The 16,719-nt window shown below is 72.0% G+C and carries 17 protein-coding genes; 8 read left to right on the top strand and 9 right to left on the bottom strand.

The genetic code is table 11. From position 1 onward, the window contains the following. Positions 1-59: 59 nt before the first annotated feature. Complete coding sequence (locus ACMTAK_RS09170) at positions 60-716, bottom strand: TetR family transcriptional regulator (protein ID WP_413805738.1); 657 nt, start codon at positions 714-716, stop codon at positions 60-62. A 194-nt stretch (positions 717-910) separates the two neighbouring features. Between ACMTAK_RS09170 and ACMTAK_RS09165 the strand changes: the two genes are divergently transcribed. Next, on the top strand, positions 911-2,137 hold the full coding sequence (locus ACMTAK_RS09165; protein ID WP_413805737.1) for an acyl-CoA dehydrogenase family protein: 1,227 nt from the start codon (positions 911-913) through the stop codon (positions 2,135-2,137). 28 nt (positions 2,138-2,165) lie between these two features. Here the strand turns inward: ACMTAK_RS09165 and uppS are convergent, their stop codons facing one another. From uppS to ACMTAK_RS09140, 5 genes are all read right to left on the bottom strand, one after another. Next, positions 2,166-2,984: a polyprenyl diphosphate synthase gene (gene uppS / locus ACMTAK_RS09160; protein WP_413805736.1), complete on the bottom strand. Its 819-nt coding sequence runs from the start codon at positions 2,982-2,984 to the stop codon at positions 2,166-2,168. A gap of 104 nt (positions 2,985-3,088) precedes the next feature. After that, positions 3,089-3,901, bottom strand: coding sequence for an SAM-dependent methyltransferase (locus tag ACMTAK_RS09155; RefSeq protein WP_413805735.1), 813 nt, complete (start codon positions 3,899-3,901; stop codon positions 3,089-3,091). A gap of 88 nt (positions 3,902-3,989) precedes the next feature. Then, a complete protein-coding gene (locus tag ACMTAK_RS09150) occupies positions 3,990-4,592 on the bottom strand; it encodes a hypothetical protein (RefSeq protein WP_413805734.1) in 603 nt (200 codons plus the stop codon). A 182-nt stretch (positions 4,593-4,774) separates the two neighbouring features. Then, the gene (locus ACMTAK_RS09145; protein ID WP_210946467.1) at positions 4,775-5,014 is read right to left on the bottom strand and encodes a DUF397 domain-containing protein; all 240 of its coding nucleotides are present in this window, start codon (positions 5,012-5,014) and stop codon (positions 4,775-4,777) included. A 1-nt stretch (position 5,015) separates the two neighbouring features. Continuing rightward, complete coding sequence (locus ACMTAK_RS09140) at positions 5,016-5,882, bottom strand: helix-turn-helix domain-containing protein (RefSeq protein WP_413805733.1); 867 nt, start codon at positions 5,880-5,882, stop codon at positions 5,016-5,018. A gap of 277 nt (positions 5,883-6,159) precedes the next feature. Between ACMTAK_RS09140 and ACMTAK_RS09135 the strand changes: the two genes are divergently transcribed. Beyond that, positions 6,160-7,563, top strand: a complete 1,404-nt coding sequence (locus tag ACMTAK_RS09135; protein ID WP_413805732.1) for a hypothetical protein — start codon at positions 6,160-6,162, stop codon at positions 7,561-7,563. A gap of 148 nt (positions 7,564-7,711) precedes the next feature. Here ACMTAK_RS09135 and ACMTAK_RS09130 read toward each other — a convergent pair whose 3' ends face one another. Beyond that, a complete protein-coding gene (locus tag ACMTAK_RS09130) occupies positions 7,712-8,551 on the bottom strand; it encodes an SDR family NAD(P)-dependent oxidoreductase (RefSeq protein ID WP_413812834.1) in 840 nt (279 codons plus the stop codon). A 427-nt stretch (positions 8,552-8,978) separates the two neighbouring features. Here ACMTAK_RS09130 and ACMTAK_RS09125 point away from each other — a divergent pair, with 427 nt between their 5' ends. Continuing rightward, on the top strand, positions 8,979-9,551 hold the full coding sequence (locus ACMTAK_RS09125) for an ATP-binding protein (RefSeq protein WP_413805731.1): 573 nt from the start codon (positions 8,979-8,981) through the stop codon (positions 9,549-9,551). A 26-nt stretch (positions 9,552-9,577) separates the two neighbouring features. Next, positions 9,578-10,060, top strand: a complete 483-nt coding sequence (locus tag ACMTAK_RS09120) for a hypothetical protein (protein WP_413805730.1) — start codon at positions 9,578-9,580, stop codon at positions 10,058-10,060. A 147-nt stretch (positions 10,061-10,207) separates the two neighbouring features. On the opposite strand, the gene ACMTAK_RS09115 is transcribed toward ACMTAK_RS09120, so the two are convergent. Together ACMTAK_RS09115 and ACMTAK_RS09110 are read right to left on the bottom strand one after the other, a co-directional pair. Beyond that, positions 10,208-11,080, bottom strand: a complete 873-nt coding sequence (locus ACMTAK_RS09115; RefSeq protein WP_413805729.1) for an NmrA family NAD(P)-binding protein — start codon at positions 11,078-11,080, stop codon at positions 10,208-10,210. After that, entirely contained in the window at positions 11,073-11,495 is a 423-nt protein-coding gene (locus ACMTAK_RS09110; protein WP_413805728.1) for a nuclear transport factor 2 family protein, read from the bottom strand. The genes ACMTAK_RS09115 and ACMTAK_RS09110 overlap by 8 nt, the downstream gene beginning before the upstream one ends. A 110-nt stretch (positions 11,496-11,605) precedes the next feature. Between ACMTAK_RS09110 and ACMTAK_RS09105 the strand changes: the two genes are divergently transcribed. The 4 genes from ACMTAK_RS09105 to ACMTAK_RS09090 all read left to right on the top strand — a co-directional run bounded on the left by ACMTAK_RS09105 (position 11,606) and on the right by ACMTAK_RS09090 (position 16,593). Continuing rightward, a complete protein-coding gene (locus ACMTAK_RS09105) occupies positions 11,606-12,217 on the top strand; it encodes a TetR/AcrR family transcriptional regulator (RefSeq protein ID WP_413805727.1) in 612 nt (203 codons plus the stop codon). Positions 12,218-12,359: 142 nt separating this feature from the next. Next, a complete protein-coding gene (locus tag ACMTAK_RS09100; RefSeq protein ID WP_413805726.1) occupies positions 12,360-13,214 on the top strand; it encodes a caspase family protein in 855 nt (284 codons plus the stop codon). A gap of 99 nt (positions 13,215-13,313) precedes the next feature. Continuing rightward, complete coding sequence (locus ACMTAK_RS09095) at positions 13,314-15,422, top strand: SpoIIE family protein phosphatase (protein WP_413805725.1); 2,109 nt, start codon at positions 13,314-13,316, stop codon at positions 15,420-15,422. A gap of 46 nt (positions 15,423-15,468) precedes the next feature. Then, positions 15,469-16,593: an asparaginase gene (locus ACMTAK_RS09090; RefSeq protein ID WP_413805724.1), complete on the top strand. Its 1,125-nt coding sequence runs from the start codon at positions 15,469-15,471 to the stop codon at positions 16,591-16,593. Positions 16,594-16,719 lie beyond the last annotated feature (126 nt).

Below are 16,719 nucleotides of genomic sequence, written 5' to 3'. Positions count from 1 at the left end.
GCCGGGGCACCAGCGGGCTACGGGCGGGCCGCGAGCGATGCCGGGGAGCTGCCGGGGCCTCAGAAGCCGGGTGCGCCGCCCCGGTCGTCCGCCAGTGACAGCCGCCCCCACAGCAGATCGGTGAGATGGTGCACCAACTGGCCGCGTGCGCAGGGCCGGTCGCGCAGCCACCAGTCACCGGCCGCGTGCATCATGCCGACGATCCCATGGCCCCAGACCCGGGCCACCTCGTCGCCGCCGGGGCCCAGCTCCACCCGGTCGGCGATCACCGTGGCCAACTCCTCGCCGAGCCGCCGCAGCAGCGGGGCGGAGTGGTGGCCCACGTCGAAGCTCTGCTCCGGCTCCTGCTGGCCGTGGTCGGCCGGGTGCATCAGGAAGCGGTACACCTGGGGCCGGGCCTCGATCGCGGCCAGATAGGTGTCCAGGGTGGCCTCCACACGCTGCCTGCGGTTGTCGGCGGGCGCGTCCAGGGCCGCGCGCAGCGAGGCGAGCAGGGCGTCGGTGTGGCGCTTGGCGAGGGCGCGGTACAGTCCGCCCTTGTCGCCGAAGTGGCGGTACAGAATGGGCTTGGTGATGCCCGCTTCGGCGGCGATGGCGTTCATCGAGGCCTCTGGTCCGTCGCGCAGCACCACCCGGTCCGCGGCCTCCAGCAGCTCCTTGCGCCTCTGCTGGGCCGTCTGCCGCTGGTCGTCCCGCTGGCTGGTCCCGGTCCGCATGCGTTGCCTCCCCGCCCCCGATGTCGTACTCGCGCCTTACGCACCTCGCGTTTCCCGGCGCGATCGCGCTCCGCGCTGGAGCGCAACGTAACACTCGAAGGGGGCGCGGGGCCCGCGTGCCCGGGGGAGTTGACATCGCCTACTGGGCGGTAACAGACTGCTGTTACCGCAGGTAATAAGCACGTGGAGGGGTCATGGCGGAGTTCTCGTTCGAGCTCGACGACGATCAGAAGGCGGTGCGCGACTGGATCCACGGCTTCGCCGCGGACGTCATGCGACCGGCCGCCGCCGAATGGGACGAGCGCGAGGAGACCCCCTGGCCGATTATCCAGGAGGCCGCCAAGATCGGCCTGTACTCCCTGGACTTCTACGCCCAGCAGTACTTCGACCCCACGGGCCTCGGCATCCCCATGACCATGGAGGAGCTGTTCTGGGGCGACGCGGGCATCGCCCTGTCCATCGTCGGCACCGGCCTCGCCGCCGTCGGCGTCCTCGCCAACGGCACCGAGGAGCAGATCGGCACCTGGATCCCGCAGATGTACGGCGACGCCAATGACGTGAATGTCGCCGCCTTCTGCTCCTCCGAGCCCGACGCGGGCTCCGACGTCTCCGCCATGCGCACCCGGGCCGTCTACGACGAGGCCAAGGACGAATGGGTCATCAACGGCACCAAGACCTGGGCGACCAACGGCGGCATCGCGGGCGTCCATGTGGTGGTCGCGGTCGTCGACCCCGACCTCGGCTCCAAGGGCCACGCCTCGTTCATCATCCCGCCCGGTACCCCCGGTCTCTCCCAGGGGCAGAAGTTCAAGAAGCACGGCATCCGCGCCTCGCACACCGCCGAAGTGGTCCTCGACCAGGTGCGGGTGCCCGGCAGCTGCCTGCTCGGCGGCAAGGAGAAGCTGGACGAACGCCTCGCGCGCGCCCGGGAGCGGGCCAAGTCGGGCGGGGAGCGGCTGAAGAACGCCGCCATGGCCACCTTCGAGGCGTCCCGCCCGGCCGTCGGCGCCATGGCGGTCGGCACCGCCCGCGCCGCGTACGAGGTCGCGCTGGACTACGCCAAGACCCGGCAGCAGTTCGGCCGCCCCATCATCGACAACCAGGGCGTCGCCTTCCAGCTCGCCGACATGCGCACCCGGATCGACGCCGCGCGGCTGATGGTGTGGCGCGCGTCGTGGATGGCCGTGAGCGGACGGCCCTTCGAGTCGGCCGAGGGCTCCATGTCCAAGCTGTTCGCCAGTGAGACCGCCAAGCAGGTCACCGCCCAGGCGGTGCAGATCCTCGGCGGCAACGGTTTCACCCGCGAGTACCCGGTCGAGCGGATGCACCGCGACGCCGCCATCTACACCATCTTCGAGGGCACCAGCGAGATCCAGCGGCTGGTCATCGCCCGCACCCTCTCCGGCGTCCAGATCCGCTAGGCCGGATCCGCCAGGAGCGGCGGGCGCGTCAGACGGGGCCGACGCCCGCGCCGAAGCGCCGTTTACGGGTCGCGAAGGCGGCCAACAGCGCGCGGAGCTCCTCACCGGTGAAGTCGGGCCACAGGGTGTCCACGAAGAAGAGCTCCGCGTAGGCCGCCCGCCAGAGCATGAAGTTGGAGATGCGCTGCTCCCCGGAGGTCCGCACCAGCATGTCGATGTCCGGCAGATCGGCGTGCGGCAGATGGCGGGTGAACAGCGCCTCGTCGATGAGCCCGGGGTCCAGCGCGCCGTCCGCCGAGGCGCGGGCCAGCGAGGTGGCGGCACGGGCGATCTCCTCCCGGCCGCCGTGGTTGAAGCAGAAGGCCAGCGTCATGGCGCGGTTGTCGCGGGTGTCGTCCTCCGCCCGGCGGAGTGCGGCCAGCGTGGCCCGGGGGAGCCGGGCCTCCGAGCCCAGCCAGCGCAGCCGCACCCCCCGCTCGCCGTAGTCGCGGAAGACATCCGCCAGCTGGGCGGTGAGCCGCATCAGCGCGGCCACCTCGCCGCGCGGCCGGTTCCAGTTCTCGGTGGAGAAGAAGAACAGCGACAGGTGTTCGATGCCCTCCTCCAGGGCCGTGTCCACCACCCGCGGCAGCGCGAGCACCCCGGCCTGATGGCCGCGGGTGCGGGAGAGGCCGCGCAGGGCGGCCCAGCGGCCGTTGCCGTCCATGATGATGGCCACGTGCCGCGGCCGCCCCGGCGCCTCCTCCTGGGGGCCGCGGCGCTGCCGTACGACGGCGGGGGCACCGGCGACCGACGCCCGCAGCAGCCGCCTGAAGGAGGGCACTCTCCAGGCCCCGACCTCGAACACCCGCGCGTCCCTCCGCCTCGCTTCCCGGCGCCGTGTCTGACGACGCGACGGGGGCGGGGGTTACCTCCCCGGTGGCCGAACCATTCGTTTGGTCGTCACCGCCGTCACGGCTTGCGCGCCACGCCCCCATGGACATCGGTGGTCTCGATGTCCGTCTCGGAGGGCGCCGGGCGCCACAGCGGACACGACACGATACCGGGCTCGATCAGCTCCAGGCCCTCGTAGAAGCGGCTGATCTGCTCGACGCTGCGCAGCACGTACGGCACGGCGCCGGTGTCGTCGTACCCCTGCTGGGCCTGCTTGAGCGCCTGGTCGGTGTCGGTGCTGTCGTAGTGCACGAAGTAGCTGCCGGACGGTAAGGCGGCCTGGAGCCGCCGCACGATCGACACCGACTCGTCGTAGTTCTGGATGTGGCCGAGGATGCCCATCAGCATCAGGGCGATGGGCCGGCCGAAGTCGAGCGTCTTCGACGCGGCCTCCAGGATTCGCTCGGGCTCGTGCAGATCGGCGTCGATGTAGTCGGTCACCCCCTCGCGGGTGCTGGTGAGCAGCGCCTGGGCGTGCCGGAGCACCAGGGGGTCGTTGTCCACGTAGACGATGCGGGCCTCGGGCGCCACCCGCTGGGCCACCTGGTGGGTGTTGTCGTAGGTGGGCAGCCCGGTGCCGATGTCCAGGAACTGCCGGATCCCGCACTCGCCCGCCACATGGGTGACGGTGCGGATGAGGTACGCGCGCGAGGCGCGGGCCATGGTCTCGATGTTCGGGGCGACCTCCCGGTACTCGTCACCGGCGATCCGGTCGACCTCGTAGTTGTCCTTGCCGCCCATCCAGTAGTTCCAGATCCGGGCCGAATGCGGCACCGTAGTGTCGATCTTGGTCAGGGCCTGCTGGTCGGGGGTGGACGAGCCGTTTGTCATAGCGCCAGTCTCCTGCCGTGCGGATGCGATGCGGATGCGATGCGGATGCGATTCGCGGGGCACCAACTTAGGGCCGGTGCCGGGGAGTTCAGCTCTGCTCGGCGAACGGCACGGGGGAACGGATGCGCGGGAAGGGCCGGGCGAACGAGACCACCGGGGGCTCCGGCGCCGCCTCGCCGTGGCCCGGATCCGGGTCCGGACCGCCGCCGGAGGCCGGCCGCTCCTCGACGGTGAGGACCGGGGCGTGCTCGGCGAGGGTGGAAAAGGCGTGGTCATAACCGGTGACCGCGGCGTCGATCTCCGCGAGCGCCGCCGCCGAGGCGCCGCGCGCGGCCAGCCGGTGCTCCAGCACATGCACCGGGGCGGTCACATGGACGAAGGCGCCGTGGCGCTCGGCCACCGCCTCGGCGAAGTCGAACGCCTGAATCCATGTCACCCGGGAGTGGCCACGGCGCAGTGGACCGTAGACGAGCTCGCCGACCAGCCCGGCGTCGACCGCGAGCGCGCCGTCGTGCTGGAGGAGTTCGCGGTACGGCCGGACCGGGTCGACATGGGGGAGTTCGCGGGAGGCGCGGGTGACGGTGTAGCCGTGCCGGCGGGCGAGACCGGTCAGCAACGCGTCCTTGCCGACTCCGTCGCAGCCCTCGACGATCAGGGTGCGGTGCTGTGTCACCGCGTGGTCGAGGTTCATTACGGCATCCTGTCGGTCCCATGGGCTCTGCACATCTGCAAGGGGGACGACACCGCCGCCCGCCACGGCGTCTTCAGTGTGCGTGGCGGGACGGTGGGGACGGGAGTGCGGTGCGGGGTTGTGCGGTTGTGCGGGCGTAGTGGTTTTCGCGGAGTTTCGGCGAGCCGATGGTGGGTGGCCGCCTAGGCGATGAGGAAGTCCGCTTCGCCGGCCTTCGCCGCCTCCAGGAAGGACGCCACCTCCGAGCGGGTGTAGATCAGCGCGGGCCCGGCCGGGTCGGTGGACTGGCGCAGCGCGATCCGCCCGTCCGGCAGTCGTTTGGCCTCGATGCAGGTGCCGCCGTTCGACCCGCTCCAGGGCTTTTCCCAGCCCTCCGTGCCCAGGTCGGTGGCCGGCATTCCGGTGTAGACGGGGTCATGCATCTCAGTGCTCCTTACGCAGTTCGGCCAGGATGGTGCTGCTGTCGCCGATCGGCTCGGCCTGGACCGCCATCCGGTCCAGGACCTCGAGATAGGCGACGACTTCGGCCGGCTTGTCCACATAGACGGCCCCGGTGAGGCTCTCGGTGTAGACGACGTCCGGCAGTTCGGAGAATCCGAAGCGGAAGTAGTGGAAGGGGCCGAAGGCCCCGGGGTGCGGCCCCGCCGCGAACCGCATGATCTGCAGCCTGACCTTGGGGATGTCCAAGGTCTCGATGAGGTGGTCGATCTGGTCGCGCATCACCCGCGAGCCGCCGACCGGACGGCGCAGCACCGTCTCGTCGAGGATGGCCCAGATGGTCGGCGCGTCCGGCTTGGTGAGCAGGCCCTGGCGCTTGACCCGCAGGGCGATCCGGCGCTCCAGCTCCTCCTCGGTGTCCCGCGGGAAGCCCATGCGTAGCACTGCTCGTGCGTAGTCCTCCGTCTGGAGCAGCCCGGGAACGTAGTGGGGCTCGTACGCACGAATGACGGTGGCCTCACTTTCGAGGCTTACGTAAACACTGAACCAGTCCGGAAGCACATCGCGGAACTGATGCCACCAGCCCGGCTGGTTGGCCTCGCGTGCCAGAGCGAGGAAATCCTCCATCTCCGGACCGCGGACGCCGTAGTTCCGCAGCAGCTCCTTCAGATACGGGATCTTGAGGCCGACTTCCGCCTTTTCCATCCTGCGCACGGTCAACGGGGTGACCTCGATGGCCTTCGCGGCTTCCTCGAACGACACCTTCGCCCGCTCGCGCAGATGCCGCAGACGCTTGCCCAGGACTCTCCGTAAGACGGTGGGGGCGGCGCCGGCCGGCCGTGCCTCGCTCACGTCCGCCTCCCGTAGGAATGGCTGTCATATGCCTGCACAGTGTGCCACGCGATGGATGACACAGACAGAGCGAGCGGAGCGCTTTGAAATTATCAGAACGAAGGTTGCGGGGTGACGGCTTCACCACTCATAGTGAGCACGTGACCCATCTCACCCTCGATGGCGAGGGCTCCCAACCACCTATGTCCACAACGTCGTTGAGGCCCCCGGCTGACCGGTGGGCGGCGAGCGGCGGGGATCCCGCAGGCCGCCGTGGCCCGAAACAGGGACAGTCACGGTGACGCATCACGCACAGCCGGTGACCGGGCGCCAGGGCGCCGTGGTCAACGGCGCGTTGGCCGCCGCTCTGAAGGAATCCGGGTGCTCCTACGCCTCATTGGCCCTGCGGGTCAATGAACTGGGCCGTAGGCAGGGGCGCGAGTCGAACTACGACAAGGCGTCCGTCACCCGCTGGTTGCAAGGCGGACAGCCGCGCGGCACCACGCCGGAGCTGATCGCCGCCGTGCTCTCCCACCGGCTCGGCAGGCCCGTGGGCCCCGCCGAACTGGGGTTCATCTCCGACCGACAGCGCCCGGTCGTGGCCCGGGCGCTGGCCTACCGGGAGGACGTAAGCGAAACCTTGCACACGCTCGCCGAACTCGGCTCCACCGACATATCCCGCCGCAGCCTGCTGGGTGCGGTGCCCTTCGTCGCCGGCGCGCTGGTGACCCCACAGCGCGAATGGCTGCTGTGGCTGGTCGAGAACCAGGACACCGCCCGGCTCGCACCCGCGGCCGAAGGCGGCCGCGTCGAACAGGTCCACGCGGCGATCAACATGTTCGACGAGATGGACAATCGCTTCGGCGGCGGCCAGGTCCGCGCCAGCATCGTGCTCTATCTGTCGACCGAGGTCGTCCCCATGCTCCAGCAGCGCGGCGCGCCTCCGCAGGAGCGGCGCCAGCTGTTCACCGCCGCCGCCAAGCTGGCCGCGATGGCCGGCTGGAGCAGCTATGACAACGCCGAATACGGCTTGGCCCAGCGCTATATGACCCAGGCGCTGCGGCTGTGCGCCGAGGGCGGCGACCGGGTCCTGGGCGGTCAGATCCTGGCCGGCCTGTCCCATCTGGCGACCAACCTGGGCCAGCCCGAGGCGGGGGTCGAGTTGGCCCGGGTCGGTGTCGCCACCGCCAAGCACGCCGGAAGCCCGCTCGGGCTGATGCGGTTGCACGCCATGGCCGCCCGTGGCTACGCCGCGCTGGACCAGCCCCGGGAGGCGTCCAAGTCGCTGCGCGCGGCCGACGCCCAGCTGGAGGCCAGTCAGGGCCCCGAGCAGGAGTCGCCCTGGGTGCGCTTCCTCGACCACCACTATCTGGCCGCCGAGGCGGCGCTGTGCTTCCGCGACCTGGGCAATGCCACGGACGCCGAGCACGCCGCCGCCGAATCCGTGCGCGCCAACGCCGAGCGGCGCCGGCGCCAGGCCATCAGCAGATCCGTGCTGGCCACGGCCTATCTCCAGCAGAGCCGGCTGGACGAGGCCGTGGGCACCGCGGGCGAGGCGCTCGACACGCTCAGCGGGGTGCACAGCGAGCGCTCGATCCAGGCGCTGCGCGACTTCCGCACCCGGCTGCGGCCGCACCGCGGGGAGCCCATGGTCAGGGAGTTCGAGCAGCGCTCCCGGACCGTGCTCGGCGTGGCCGCCTGAGGCATCCGGCCTCTGAGGCATCCGGCCGCTGGGGCATCCAGTCTCTGGGGCCTCGCCCCGCCGGTGCCTTGGGTGAAGTCTCCGGCCGCTCCACGGGGGCGGCCGGTGGCGTGTCCGGAGCGCCTCCGCTCGGGGGAGCGCCGGGGGGTCAATAGCCTCCCGGCGTGGGGGCGTTCTGGGCTCGGTCCACGGGCAGATGCGCACCGGAGACCCCGCTCGAGGCGTCCGAGAGCAGGAACGCCACGACCTGGGCGACCTCCCGCGGGGTGACCAGTTCACCGCGTGGCAGCTCGGCCGTGAACCGGGCGTAGGCCTCGGGCTCTTCGGTGCGCATCCGGTCCCACCGCTTCCCCGGGATCAGCATGGACCCCGGGGAGACGGCGTTCACCCGGATCCCGTCCGGGCCCAGCTCACGGGCGAGTGAGGCCGCCAGATGGATCTGGGCGGCCTTGGCCGCCCCGTACTGTGCCTGGGGCCCCGGCTTCCAGCCGGAGATGGAGGCGATCACCACCACGGAGCCGCCGCCCGCCCGGCGCAGATGCGGCACCGCGGCCTTCACCAGCCGGGCCGTATGACCGACGTTCATTTCCCAGGTCAGCGACCAGTCCTGGGGACCGGCGTCCTCGATGCCGCGGCCGCGGGCGCCACCGGCGCAGGCCACCACGCCGTCAAGACCGCGGAAACGTTCCGCCGCCGCATCGACGAACCGCTCCAGCAGCTCCGGCTCGGTGACGTCCAGCGCACGGGTGAACGGCTCCCCGTACTCCCCGTCCCCGTACTCCCCGTGCCCCCCGGCGCTCAGGGACGCCGTGAGGGACCGCAGGTGCTCCGGGGTCCGCGCGCACGTGGCCAACCGCGCCCCGCCGGCGGCCAGGAGCCGTACGATCTGTTCACCCAGCCCCCGGGAGCCCCCGGTCACCAGGACGCGCTTGCCGTCCACACCGGACCGTTCCCCCGGGCCGGGCCGCCCCTCGCGGCCCCCGCTCACGCTTGCCACGTCCGGACCGTACAGCCCGAACCACTACGCCCGTACAACCGGACAACCCCCATGCCCTCTCGCCCACCGGCCGGTCCAACCGTTTGTCTACATGAACGGCGACCGATGGCGCATTGCGCTGCCTTCGAAGGAGGAACCATGCCGGTAACCGGCACTCACCGCGACCGGGCCGTCTCCGTCCGTGGCAGCTGGTCCAGGCGGGTCGGGTGGGGCGTGCGCACCACCTGTCACCAGCCCAGATGCCACGCCGTCGGTCGCCAGAATGCGCTTACCCGCTTACCCGAACATCAATCACCCCATGTGCCCGTATGCCACCAGAGTCCACAGACCGATGAGGACCGTGAGGACCGACACCGTGAGCCGATCCTGTCCAGGACTGTCGCACCGGCCGGCGTCGGCCGATGAGGAGGGCGAGACGATGGGCCCGAGCCGTGGCGTCGCGGTCTCCGCGGACCGCCCGCGAACCGATCCGGTTACCGGGCGGGCCGCCGCGCCGAGAACCGCGCCGGTCGACGGCCCGGCCGTCGCGGCGATCCCCGTCCCCTGCCCCGGAGGGGAGAGGCCGGTGATCCCGCTGGACACCCGCCGGCTCTTCCGGGCGGAGTTCCCCGCCCTCCCCGACCGCGCCGCCGCGGTGCGCCGGATGGTCGCCGGGCATCTGCGCGACTGGCGGCTCGGCGCGATCGTGGACCATGTCGTCCTCGCCACCAACGAACTGTTCGCCAACGCCGTGGAGCACGGCAGCTCCGGCCCCGCCGACACCGTCACCATCACCGTCTCGCTGGAGCGCTTCGGCCGTGAGCTGCGGGTGGAGGTGGCCGACGGCTCGCCGGTGATCCCGGTCGCCCGCAGGCCGGAGCCCACCGAGGAGTCCGGACGGGGGCTGGCCATCGTCGATGACCTGGCGGCCGACTGGGGCACCGAGCCGCCCGATCCCGGAGTCCGGGGGAAGAAGGTGTGGTTCACCCTGCCGCTGGCGGTCACTTCATGAACGCGGGGGCGCGGGGGGAGCGCCGGATGCGGGTCACCGTGGAGACCGACGCGGCCGAATGGCTGCTGGCCGCGAGCGACGACCCCGGGCGGGTGCGGCTCCAGTGGGCCAGCGGCACCGGCCTCGCCGATCTGCCGGTGGGCCCGGTCTTCGACCTGGTGCGGATGTGCGACGACATCGGCACCGCGGTGGTCCAGGCGCTGCGGCGGCGCGACGCGGCGGGGCCGGTGATGCTGGCCACCGCCAGCCATGTGCTCTCCTTCCTCGTGCCGCCCGGATCCGCGGCCGAGTGGAAGGTCTGGCTGGCCGGGACGGCCTACGCCCGCCGCCGGACGGTGGCCGCGGCGGGGCCGGGCCGGGTGCTGCGCTGCCCCAGGCCCGGCTGCGTACGGCAGGGCCATGTCTGGCTGATCCGGCCCGGCGGCCCCCTCACCGACAGCCACACCCTGCGCGCCGCCCTCCAGGAGGCCGTCGACCGCCCCGGCCTCCCGGGTGTGCTGTTCCGCTGAGCGCTCCGCGGGAAGCGCCGCGAGGTGCGGTCGGTCGTCCGCGGCCGCGTCGTGGCTGGTCGCGGCCGCGCGGCGGAGCCGCGGATCGACACAGCCCCGCGCCCCTTCGGGGCGCGACCGGACCGCACCGGACTTCAGCGAGGCCGCTCAGGCGGCGGACTCCGGGGCGAACGCGGCGCGGTGTGCCTCGGCGAAGGCGCGGAAGGAACGGGGAGCGCGCCCGGTGACCCGCTCGACGGTGTCCGTCGTACGGTCCTCCGCGCCGTGCCGGATGTCCTCGTCGAGCCCGGCGAGGAACGCGGCGTACTCCGGCGGCAGCCCTGTCGCCCTCAGCCTCGCGACCAACTCCCTGGTCTCCACCGCGATATGGCGGACCGGCCGCCCGGCGACCTCCGCCACGATATGCGCCGCCTCCCGGTAACCGAGCGCCTCCGGGCCGGTGATGACGTGGTCCGTGTTGTGCGGACGTTCGTCCAGCAGGGCCCGGGTGGCGACGGCGGCGATGTCCGCCGCGTCGACGAAGGCCACCCTGCCGTCCCCGGTGGCGGTGACGATCTCGCCGTCGCCGCGGACGGCCTGGGCCGCCGGATGGTCACCGGTGAAGTTCTGCATGAACCACGAGGGCCGCAGCACCGCCCACTCGGGCAGGGTCCGCCGCACCAGCGTATGCAGCGCGCCGAGGCCGGTGTCCGCCTCGTCGACCGCGGACGAGCTCAGCAGCACCGCCCGCCGTACGCCCTGGGCGGCCGCGGTCCTCAGGAACGGCTCGACCACCGGCAGCGGCTCGGCCACCCCCAGGGGCGCGACGAGATAGAGCCGGTCCACGCCGCGCAGCGCCGCCGCGTGGCCGCCCAGGTCGTGCCAGTCGAACCGCACGGCGTCGGCCACGCCCGCCGCGGCCGCGGCCTCGGGCCGCCGGGTGGCGGCCAGCGCCCGCGCGCCCTCCGCGCGCACCATCCGCAGCACCTTGGAGCCGGTGTTCCCGGTGGCGCCGAGGACCAGAACGGTGGGTTCAGCCATGGGTCCGGCCCTCCTCGGAACCGAAGCTCATCTCGTCGAGCATCAGCGGATTCCAGTAGTCACGGTACGAGGCGATCTCGCCGTCGCGGACGGTGATGACGGCGACGTAGCCGGGGCGGAGCGGGCGGCCGCTTCCGACGGCCACGGCGTCCATCGAGAACTCCACGATCAGCACGCCGGGGTCATCGGTGAGATGGACGACCTCGTGCGCGACGGCGCGCAGGTCGATGTGGTCGGTGTAGTCCCGCACGTATGCGCGCACGGCCTCACGCCCCTCCAGCAGCCGCGGCCGGCCGGGCGGGGCGAAGGGGAACTCCATGGTGCCGTCGACGGCCCACAGATCCGCGAAACCCATCATGTCGTGGCCGAGCAGCAGCTCCTTCGCCCGCTCGAACACCTTGACGCGGTCGTCCATGACGTACCTCTCCTCAGTCAACGGAAATCAACAGGACGGGACGGTACCGTCCCGCCGACACAGCATAGGACGAGACGGTACCGTCCCGTCCATCTGTTAACCTCGGAGTCATGTCGGAGCCCACCCGGCGCCCCCCGAGCGGCGCCGCCACCCTGCGCGCGGACAAGACCGCGGCCATCTCCGAAGCCGTCCTCGACGAGCTGGCCGAGCAGGGCTACGGCCGGTTGTCGATGGAGGCGGTGGCCAAACGGGCCGGGGTGGGCAAGAGCGCCCTGTACCGGCGGTGGCCGTCGAAGCAGCGGATGGTCATCGCGGTCGTGTCCGAGCTGAGCGTCGCCCTGGTCGAGCTGCCCGACACCGGGACCCTGCGCGGCGACGTGCTGGCCGGGCTGCGCGCGGTGGCCGACTGGCTGACCCATCCGCGGTTCTCCCGCATCCTGCCGGACCTGATCGCCGAGGCACAGCGCGACGAGGAGCTGAGCCAGGCCCTGGCCCGCTGCATCGGCGAGCCGCGGCGCGCCCGGATGACCGATGCGCTGGACCGGGCGGTCGAGCGCGGCGAGCTGCCGCCGGACCTCGACCGCGAGCTGGCGCTCGATCTGCTCGGCGGGCTGGTCTACTGGCGGGTCTCGGCCCGTGGCGCGCCCCTGGAGCCCGGCTACTTCGAGCGCGCCGCCGATATGGCGCTGCGGGCCCTGGACGCCCGGCCGCGCGGGGCCTGACGGCCGGGTCGCCCGCCGAGTGCGTGCGAGGTGCCTCCTCCGGATGGGCCGGAGAACAGGGCATGGCGGGGCGCGGCCCCGCATCATCGCTTAGTGACGAGCGATGGTGAGCCGCCGCACGTCCTCGACCCAAGGAGCCCCCATGTCCATCGGCCTCTCCGTCCACATCGGACTCAACCAGGTCGACCCCGCGGCGTACGACGGCTGGAGCGGTGAGCTGGGCGCATGTGAGCAGGACGCCGTGGACATGGCCGGGCTCGCCGACGCCGCGGGGTTCGATGTGACCGGCCCGCTGCTGAGCCCGGCCGCCACCGCGGAGACGGTCACCGCCACTCTGGAGGCCGCGGCCGGGCGGCTGGCCGAGGGGGACATCCTCTTCCTCACCTACTCGGGTCACGGCGGTCAGGTGCCCGACCTCAACCACGACGAGACCGGCGACCGTCTCGACGAGACGTGGGTGCTGTACGACCGGCAGCTGGTCGACGACGAGCTCTTCGAGCTGTTCGGGAAGTTCGCCAAGGGCGTGCGGATCTGGTTGCTCTCCGACAGCTGCCACAGCGGCACCGTGGCCCGGCGGCTGCCCGAGATGCTCAGCCCCCAGGAGCTCGACCGGCGCTTCAGCACCGCCGACCCCCAGGAGGTCGGCCGCAGGATCCGGGCCATGCCCCAGTCGGTGCAGGCCGCCGTCTACCGGCGCGACCGCGACGTCTACGACCGGATCCAGAACACCCGTACCGCCAAGGACCTCGCAAAGATCGACGCCAGTGTGTTGCAGATCTCCGGCTGCCAGGACAATCAGACCTCGGCCGACGGGATCGTCAACGGGCTGTTCACCGGGACCCTGCTGGAGGTCTGGCGGGGCGGTGCCTTCGCGGGCAGCTACCGCGGGCTGCACCGGGAGATCGTCCAGCGGATGCCGCCCGACCAGACGCCCAACCTCTTCCAGGCGGGTGCGCTGAACTCCGCCTTCGCCCGGCAGCGGCCCTTCACCATCTGAACCGGGATCTGAGACCGTGCCCATGTCATATCCGTGTGCGTCGGCCCGCCGGGCGAGGTATGACAGTAGGAGGGCACGGCGAGCCGGTGAGGTGCCGGTATGACGACGCATGACCGTGTGGACCAGGAGGAAGAGGCGGCTATCAGCAGCATGGCGACCGGCCCGGGAGGGGTGCTCGACCTGCTGCGGGTCGCCGCCGTGGCCCTGGACGTCGAGGGGCGGATCGCCCTCTGGAGCCCCGAGGCTGAACAGCTGTTCGGTTACCGGGCGGCCGAGGCGCTGGGGCGCCGCGCGGACAAGCTGCTGGTCCACCCGAGGGACCGCCGGGCGGCCGTGGAGCTCTTCGCACGGGTACGGGCGGGCGACACCTGGGCCGGTGTCTTCCCGGTCCGCCGCCCGGACGGCTCCACCCTCAAGGTGGAGTTCCGCACCATGGGCCTGCGCGACGCCCACGGCGAGGGCTACGCCCTCGGCCTGGCCGCCGACGAGGGGACCGTACGGCGGCTGGAGACCGACCTGGCCGTCTCCGGCTTCCTGATCAAACAGTCGCCCGTGGGGCTCGCGGTGTTCGACACCGAGCTGCGCTGGCTGCTCGCCAACCCGGCCCTCCAGCAGATGAACTCGATCACCGAGTCCCAGGTGCGCGGCCACCGCCTCGGCGAGGTGCTGCCGGGGCTCGACGTCCGGGCCATAGAAGGTGCCATGCGGCAGGTGCTGGCGTCCGGTGAGCCGCTGCTGGACCAGCAGAGCGTCGGCCGGACCCCCGCCGACCCCGACCATGACCATGCCTGGTCGGAGTCGTACTACCGGCTGGAGGACCCCAGCGGGCGGATCCTGGGCATCGCCGTCTCCATCATGGACATCTCCCGGCGCCACCGGGAGACCAGCGAGATCGCCGAGGCGCGGGAGCGGCTGGCGATGATCGCCGACGCGAGCGTCCGCATCGGCACCACGCTGGATCTGCGCCAGACCGCCCAGGAACTCGCCGATGTGACCGTGCCCCGGCTCGCCGACCTCGCGGCCGTCGACGTCCTGGACTCCGTGGTGCACCGCGAGGCCACGCCCCGGGTGTGGACCGACGGCTCCGCCCGCTTCCGGGCGCTCGCCGTCGCCGCCGGGTACCCCACCGACGCCGTCCACGCGGCGGACCCGGTCGGGGAGATCGCCCGCTACGACCCCACCCGGCTGATCACCCAGTGCGTCCGCGAGGCCCGGCCGCTGCTGGTGCCGCACGTGACCGAGAACGACGTACGGCGGATCGCCCGGGACGACGCCGCCGCCAGGGTGCTGCTGCGCGAGGGAGTGCACTCGTACATCGCCGCCCCGCTGATCGCCCGCGGCAGTGTGCTCGGCACCCTCAGCCTGCACCGCACCATCAACCCCAGGCCGTTCGACGAGGAGGACCTCACCCTCGCCTGCGAACTGGCCATCCGCGCCGCCCTGTGCATCGACAACGCCCGGCTCTACGCCCGCGAACGCGACGCCGCCCTCACCCTTCAGCGCAGCCTGCTCTCCCAGCAGCCGCGCGACCTGGACGGCCTGGAGATCGCCTCCCGGTACCTGCCCGCGGTCAGCGCCGCCGGCGGCGACTGGTTCGATGTGCTGCCCCTCCCGGACGGCAAGGTCGGGCTGGTGGTCGGCGACGTCATGGGCAAGGGCATCCACGCCGCGGCGATCATGGGCCAGCTGCGCACCGCCACCCGGGCCTTCTCCTGCCTCGGGCTGCCCCCGGCCAAGGTGCTGTGTCATCTCGACGAGCTCACGCCCAGCCTGGGGGAGTCCATCGCCACCTGTCTCTACGCGGTGTGCGATCCGCGCACCGGGCGGTGCGAGATGTCCACCGCCGGCCATCTGCCGCCGGTGCTGGTGCACCCCGGCGGCGACGCCGAACTCATCGACATCCCCACCGGCGCCCCGCTCGGCGTCGGCGGCGTCCCGTTCGCCTCGGTGGAGCGGGAACTGGCCGAGGGGGCGCTGCTGGCCCTGTTCACCGACGGCCTGGTGGAGAAGCGCCACCAGTCCCTCGACGTGGGGCTGCACACCCTGGTCCAGCTGCTGCGCCGCCACCAGGGCCCGCTGGAGCGGATCTGCGACCAGGTGCTGGCCGCGCTGCACGGGGCGCCGGACGACGACGTGGCCCTGCTGCTGGCCCGGCTGCGCCGCCCTCGCCTGCCGGAGAACTCCGTGGTTACCGTGGAGAGTGGCTGAAGAAGGGCCGACCCCTCATACACTCCATCGATGAGATGACGTCCCCATGGCTCAGCTCGCCCGCCGCTCCGGCGTATTGATCACTCTGGTGGCCCTCGCCCTGGGGACCACGGCCTCCCTCGCCGGTGCCGCGGAGCCGATCCCCAGGCCCACCCCCAAGGTCGCCGTCATCGGCACCGGGGGCACCATCGCGGGCGTCAGCAAGACCAAGGTGTCCTTCGACGACTACCAGGCGGGGAAGCTCCCGGTGTCCCGGCTGGTGAACGACCTCGGACCCGGGGTGCACCGGATCGCCGACGTGACCGCCCAGCAGTTCGGCAACAAGGACTCCAACAACTACACGATCCCCGAGTACCGCCGGCTCACCGCCGCCGTCGACCACGCCCTGAAGTTCAACGACGGGGTCGTGGTCACCACCGGCACCGACACCATGGAGGAGTTCGCGTACTGGCTGGACCTGACCGTCCGCAGCGACAAGCCCGTGGTGCTCACCGGCGCCATGCGGCCCTGGACGGTGATCGGCTCCGACGCCCCGGCCAACCTCTACAACGCCATCCACCTCGCCGCCAGCGGCCGGACCACCTGCTTCGGCACCGTGGTGATGCTCAACGACCAGATCCACGCCGCCCGCGAGGTGCGCAAGTCCGACACCCTGCGGCTGAACGCCTTCAACAGCGGCAGCAGCGGAGAGCTCGGCGTCATCGACCAGAACCACATCCGCGTCAACCACGCGCCCGCCCGGGTCGAGCAGTGCGGCAAGCCAGGCTGGAAGACGCCGTTCGACCTCGACCGGATCGCCCGGCGGCCGCTGCCGAAGGTCGACATCGCCTACAGCTACCAGGGCGCCGGACCCCAGGCCGTCAAGGCGTTCGCCGACGCCGGGGCGGCCGGGATCGTCACGGCGGGCACCGGGGCGGGCGGTCTCTCCCCGGCCATGACCGAGGCCCGGGACGACGCCGTCAAGAACGGGGTGGTCATGGTCTCCGCCTCCCGCACCGGCTCCGGCGCGGTCTACGATCCCGATGTGCGCGGCGTCATCGGCGCCCAGGACCTCACCCCGCAGAAGGCCCGGCTGCTGCTGCTCCTCTCGCTCGCCACCACCCACAACGAGCACCGGATCCAGACCTGGTTCCACACCCTGGGCACGGGCCAGTTCACGGCCCGTCACTAGGGTCCTTCTGACGGATCTCCGTGGAGGAAGGAGCGGCGTCCGGTGCGTGCTCTCGGCGTGCCGCGCGGAAGCCCTCGTAGCGGAGCTACTTGGGTTTTCGCGCGGTGGGGCGAGAGGGCGTGCCGG

The sequence above is a fragment of the Streptomyces lacaronensis genome, from assembly GCF_047337785.1.
Taxonomy (GTDB): domain Bacteria; phylum Actinomycetota; class Actinomycetes; order Streptomycetales; family Streptomycetaceae; genus Streptomyces; species Streptomyces lycopersici.
The sequence above is the reverse complement of the archived record's forward strand: the minus strand, read 5'-3'. Positions and strand labels throughout refer to the sequence as shown.

Bases quoted from the DNA above. Each gene is read 5' to 3' on its own strand.
- ACMTAK_RS09165 (WP_413805737.1), top strand. From the start codon at position 911: ATGGCGGAGTTCTCGTTCGAGCTCGACGACGATCAGAAGGCGGTGCGC.
- ACMTAK_RS09170 (WP_413805738.1), bottom strand. From the start codon at position 716: ATGCGGACCGGGACCAGCCAGCGGGACGACCAGCGGCAGACGGCCCAG.
- ACMTAK_RS09100 (WP_413805726.1), top strand. From the start codon at position 12,360: ATGTCCATCGGCCTCTCCGTCCACATCGGACTCAACCAGGTCGACCCC.
- ACMTAK_RS09105 (WP_413805727.1), top strand. From the start codon at position 11,606: ATGTCGGAGCCCACCCGGCGCCCCCCGAGCGGCGCCGCCACCCTGCGC.
- ACMTAK_RS09095 (WP_413805725.1), top strand. From the start codon at position 13,314: ATGACGACGCATGACCGTGTGGACCAGGAGGAAGAGGCGGCTATCAGC.
- ACMTAK_RS09155 (WP_413805735.1), bottom strand. From the start codon at position 3,901: ATGACAAACGGCTCGTCCACCCCCGACCAGCAGGCCCTGACCAAGATC.
- ACMTAK_RS09115 (WP_413805729.1), bottom strand. From the start codon at position 11,080: ATGGCTGAACCCACCGTTCTGGTCCTCGGCGCCACCGGGAACACCGGC.
- ACMTAK_RS09090 (WP_413805724.1), top strand. From the start codon at position 15,469: ATGGCTCAGCTCGCCCGCCGCTCCGGCGTATTGATCACTCTGGTGGCC.
- ACMTAK_RS09125 (WP_413805731.1), top strand. From the start codon at position 8,979: ATGGGCCCGAGCCGTGGCGTCGCGGTCTCCGCGGACCGCCCGCGAACC.
- ACMTAK_RS09110 (WP_413805728.1), bottom strand. From the start codon at position 11,495: ATGGACGACCGCGTCAAGGTGTTCGAGCGGGCGAAGGAGCTGCTGCTC.
- ACMTAK_RS09120 (WP_413805730.1), top strand. From the start codon at position 9,578: ATGCGGGTCACCGTGGAGACCGACGCGGCCGAATGGCTGCTGGCCGCG.
- ACMTAK_RS09150 (WP_413805734.1), bottom strand. From the start codon at position 4,592: ATGAACCTCGACCACGCGGTGACACAGCACCGCACCCTGATCGTCGAG.
- ACMTAK_RS09145 (WP_210946467.1), bottom strand. From the start codon at position 5,014: ATGCATGACCCCGTCTACACCGGAATGCCGGCCACCGACCTGGGCACG.